This window comes from Streptomyces sp. SID5785 (assembly GCF_009870065.1).
In the GTDB taxonomy this organism is placed as follows: Bacteria; Actinomycetota; Actinomycetes; order Streptomycetales; family Streptomycetaceae; genus Streptomyces.
On sequence record NZ_WWIA01000936.1, the window covers coordinates 1 to 4,493 of the forward strand.

The following is a 4,493-nucleotide window of genomic DNA, read 5'->3' on the forward strand; positions in this document are numbered from 1 at the left end:
CGGGGTCGCCGAGGCCGAGCGCGGAGGACCCCAGGAAGGCCTGCCCGGTGAGGAACGCGGCGAAGGTGGCGGCGGTGCCGGACACCAGGGCGCAGCCGCCGATCACCGCGATCTTCGAGGCGTAGAAGCGACCGCGGACGGGCACGGCGGCGAGCGAGACGCGCAGGGCGCCGTTGAGGTACTCGCAGGAGACGGCGGTGGCGCCGAAGGCGAGGGCGGCGATCTGACCGAAGTTGAGCGCGTAGAAGGCACCGAAGAGAAGGTCGTCGCTGTGCTCTGCCTCGGCCCGGCCGACCGTGGGGAAGACCAGGACCGTGACGGCCAGGGTGGCGGCGAACACGGCGATCAGGGACCCGAGGCTGCCGCGCAGCGACCTGATCTTGATCCACTCGGAGTGCAGCACGGCGGTGGTGGACACGGTCAGGCCTCCTGGAGGGGCGCGCCGGTGAACTCGGCGTCGTGGGCGGTCAGGGCGAGATACGCCTCCTCCAAGGAGGCCTGCGCGTCGCCGAGTTGAAGGACGGGAATCTGTTCGGCCGCGGCGAGGGCGCCGACGTCCGCCGCGGTGATGCCCTCGACGCGGAGCTGCCCGTCGTCGTCGAGCGTGACGAGGTGCCCCGCGCGCGTGAGGGCGGCGCGCAGTCGTCCGGGGTCGGTCGTCCGCACATGGACGCGGCGGGCGCTGTGTGCGGCGATGAAGTCCCGCACGGGCGTGTCGGCGAGGAGCCGGCCGCGGCCGAGGATCACGAGATGGTCGGCGAAGGTCGCCGTCTCGTTCATGAGGTGGCTGGAGACCAGGACCGTGCGTCCCTCGCGCGCGAGGTCGCGCATCAACGCGCGGATCCAGATGATGCCTTCGGGGTCCAGGCCGTTGGAGGGCTCGTCGAGGAGCACGACCTCCGGGTCGCCGAGCAGGGCCGCCGCGATGCCGAGGCGCTGGCGCATGCCGAGCGAGAAGGTCCTGACGCGGCGCCCGGCGACGGCGGCGATGCCGGTCCGCTCCAGCACCTCCGTCACACGGCGGGCCGGGATGCGGTTGCTGACGGCCAGGGCGCGGAGGTGGTCGCGGGCCGTGCGGGCTCCGTGGGCGGCCTGCGCGTCGAGCAGCGCGCCCACGGTGCGCAGGGGTTCGCGGTACGCGGCGTAGCGGCGCCCCCCGATGAGGACGCGGCCGGAGGTGGGTCGGTCCAGGCCGAGGGCGAGACGCAGAGTGGTGGACTTTCCGGCGCCGTTCGGTCCGAGGAAGCCGGTGACACGGCCCGGCTCGACCCGGAAGGTCAGCCGGTCGACAGCGCGCGTCGTGCCGTACTCCTTGGTGAGGTCCAAGACGTCGATGCTGGTCATGGCCTCAGCGTGGCGTGGCGGCAGGGCGCGGGTCCTCCCCCGCGGGTGGAGATCCTCTCCCCCGTGCGGGGGAGCCGTGCCGCGTGGCGGCGCTGGCACGATGGGCGCATGCCCCGCCTCCTGCGACCGGTGTTCCGGACGGTCACGTACACCCGCTGGCTGCACCTGTTGTGCGCGGCTGTGCTCGCCTTCATGTGCGCCGCGGTGTTCCCGGGCTACAGCCGCCCCACGCTCGGCGACTGGCTGCTCGTCTACCTGGTGCCCGTGCCCCTGCTGCTGGTGGCGGGCGCGGTCCCGGCGGTCAGGCGGGCCGAGGGCTTGCAGGCGCGCCTGCTGCTGTTTCCCGGCGGGCACGCGCGCGAGGCGGGCGGCGGCGAGGAGTGCGGAGTCTCGGTCGCCCCGGCCGGGTCGTGGCGCGACCGGGCCAGGACCGCGGCGTGGCTGGTCCTGCGGCTCGTGCTGGGGCTGTCCCTCGCCCTGGTGTGCGGTCAGCTCCTCGCTCTCGTGCTGGAGCTGGCGGGCGGCGCGGCGGGGCGCCGCACGGACACGATCTCGGTCCTGCCCGCACCGCCGCCGGGCTGGTGGTGCGCGCCGCTCGTCCCGGTGGTCCTGTGCGTGCTGCTCGCCGTGGTGACGGGGGCGGGCCTGCTGGTGGCGCGCGCCGCCCTGCTGCTGCTCGGCCCCTCCGCGGCGGAGCGTCTGGCCGCGCTGGAGGAGCGCACCGAGCAGCTCCTGGAGCGCAATCGCATCGCGCGCGAGCTGCACGACTCCATCGGGCACGCGCTGACGGTCGCGGTGGTGCAGGCGGGTGCCGCCCGCGCGGCGGGCGACGCGGCGTTCACGGACCGGGCCCTGGACGCGATCGAGGAGACCGGCCGGGCGGCCCTGGAGGACCTGGAGCGGGTCCTGCGAGTGCTGCGGGAGCCGGAGCTCCCGGCGGGCCGCCGCCCCACGCTCCAGGAGGCCGACCGGCTCCTCGACTCCGCGCGGGCCTCCGGCGCGCAGGTGGACGTCGCGGTGAGCGGCCCGCTGGAGACGGTCCCGGGGCCGGTCTCGCGCGAGGGCTACCGCATCCTTCAGGAGGCGCTCACCAATGTGCTGCGGCACAGCGGCACGGTGCCGGTCCGCGTGGAACTCACCGTCGCCGCGGGACGTTTGCGCATGGAGGTGCGCAATCCGCTGCCGTCGGGCCGGCCGGCGCACGCGGCGGGCACGGGCAGCGGGCTGCGCGGCGTGCGGGAGCGGGCGGCGCTGCTCGGAGGGCGGGCGCGGACCGGACCGCTCGGCGACGAGTGGCAGGTCCACGTCGATCTTCCGGTGGGACGACCGTCCGAACCGAAGAAGGCACCCCGCGGCACCCTCTAGTCTGACGCCGTGTCCCTCACCGTGCTCCTCGTCGACGACGAACCCCTGGTCCGCGCCGGTCTGCGCGCCGTCCTCGAGGCGCAGCCCGACATCAGCGTGGTGGGCGAGGCCGCCGACGGTGCGGCGGTCGTCCCGCTGGTGCGCTCGCTGCGGCCGGACGTCGTCGCGATGGACGTCAGGATGCCGCTGCTGGACGGGATCGACGCCACGCGCGCCGTGCTGAACTCGGTGGACGCGCCTCCCAAGATCCTCGTGATCACCACGTTCGAGAACGACGAGTACGTCTACGGGGCGCTGCGCGCCGGCGCGGACGGCTTCCTCCTCAAGCGGGCGCGGCCCGCGGAGATCGTCCATGCGGTGCGGCTCGTCGCCGCGGGAGACTCGCTGCTCTTCCCCGCCGCGGTACGCCGGCTGGCCGCCGAGCACGGTTCCGCGCCCGCTCGGGAGGCCCTCGCGCGGGCGGCGCTGACCGAGCGGGAGGGCGAGGTCCTGCGGCGCATGGCACGCGGTCTGTCGAACGCGGAGATCGCCGCGGATCTCGTCGTGGGCACCGAGACGGTCAAATCCCACGTGAGCGCGGTTCTGGCGAAGCTGGGGGCGCGTGACAGGACCCAGGCGGTGATCGCCGCCTACGAATCCGGTTTCGTCACTCCGGGCTGAGGTCCGGAACATCCCGTATCAGAGTGCGCGCGAGTGAGCGGCCCGTTCCGCATCGGTGCACCCCGAGGCTCGCCGCAGGGCCCCGCTACGAGTAGCATCCGGCGGACAAGCGCACGAGCTGGGAGGACGGACGTTGGGGCGGCTGACCGGCGGGGATCCCTCTCTGCTCAGGCGGATCAATTCCGCAGTGGTGCTGCACGCGCTGCGTGCCACGGATTTCGCGACACTCACCGAGATCACCGGCGTGACCGGGCTGTCCCGCCCGACGGTCGAGGGGGTCGTCGAAGGGCTGATCGAGGCCGGTCTGGTCATCGAGACGGACGGCACCGAGCCCGGAGCGCGCCGGCAGGGACGCCCCGCGCGGAAGTTCCGCTTCCGGGCCGAGGCGGGGCATCTGCTCGGCCTCGAGATCGGTCCGCACCGGGTCGCCGCGGTGCTGTCCGCGCTCGACGGCCGGATCATGGGCTCCGCGGCGAAGGAGATCTCGGAGGCGGCGCCGGCGGACGAGCGCATCGAGCGCCTGCGGGGCACCGTCGCGGATCTGCTGCGCCGGGCGGGCGTGGCCCGCGACTCGCTGCGCGCCGTCGGCGTGGGCAGCCCGGGGATCGTGGAGGCCGACGGCACGGTGCGGCTCGGTACCGCGTTGCCGGGCTGGACGGGACTGCCGCTGGGCGAACGGCTGCGGCGCTCCTTCAAGTGCCCCGTGATCGTGGAGAACGACGCCAACACGGCCGCCGTCGCCGAGCACTGGAAGGGCGCCGGAGTCGACTCGGACGACCTGGTGATGGTCCTTGCCGGACTGAGCCCGGGTGCGGGCGCGCTGATCGGGGGCCGGCTGCACCGCGGTTTCGGCGGCGCGGCGGGCGAGATCGGCGCGCTGCACCTGCTGGGCCGCGAGGTGCGGCCCGAGACGCTCCTGTCGACGACGGACGAGCCTCTGCACCCGCTGGACGAGCAGGCCGTGGCGAAGGTGTTCGCCCTGGCCCGGCGGGGCGACGAGCGGGCCGGCGCGGCGGTCGAGCGCTTCATCCAGCGGCTCGTGCACGACGTGGCGGCGCTGGTGCTCGCGCTCGACCCGGAGCTGGTGATCGTCGGAGGCTGGGCGGCCGGTCTCGACGGGGTGC

General features: G+C 74.6%; 4 protein-coding genes and 1 pseudogene. 3 read left to right on the plus strand and 2 right to left on the minus strand.

Features of this window, described 5'->3' with window-relative positions:
- Positions 1 to 418, minus strand: a pseudogene (locus tag GTW43_RS30620) (ABC transporter permease); the annotation flags it as partial.
- Between the two features lie 2 nt (positions 419 to 420).
- Positions 421 to 1,344, minus strand: a complete 924-nt coding sequence (locus GTW43_RS30625) for an ATP-binding cassette domain-containing protein (RefSeq protein WP_161305244.1) — start codon at positions 1,342 to 1,344, stop codon at positions 421 to 423.
- Positions 1,345 to 1,452: 108 nt separating this feature from the next.
- Between GTW43_RS30625 and GTW43_RS30630 the strand changes: the two genes are divergently transcribed.
- From GTW43_RS30630 to GTW43_RS30640, 3 genes are all read left to right on the plus strand, one after another.
- Positions 1,453 to 2,709, plus strand: a complete 1,257-nt coding sequence (locus GTW43_RS30630; RefSeq protein WP_161305245.1) for a histidine kinase — start codon at positions 1,453 to 1,455, stop codon at positions 2,707 to 2,709.
- A gap of 9 nt (positions 2,710 to 2,718) precedes the next feature.
- A complete protein-coding gene (locus GTW43_RS30635; protein WP_161305246.1) occupies positions 2,719 to 3,369 on the plus strand; it encodes a response regulator transcription factor in 651 nt (216 codons plus the stop codon).
- A 133-nt stretch (positions 3,370 to 3,502) separates the two neighbouring features.
- Positions 3,503 to 4,493: ROK family transcriptional regulator (locus GTW43_RS30640; RefSeq protein WP_161305247.1), on the plus strand; the 991-nt coding region annotated here is incomplete at its 3' end.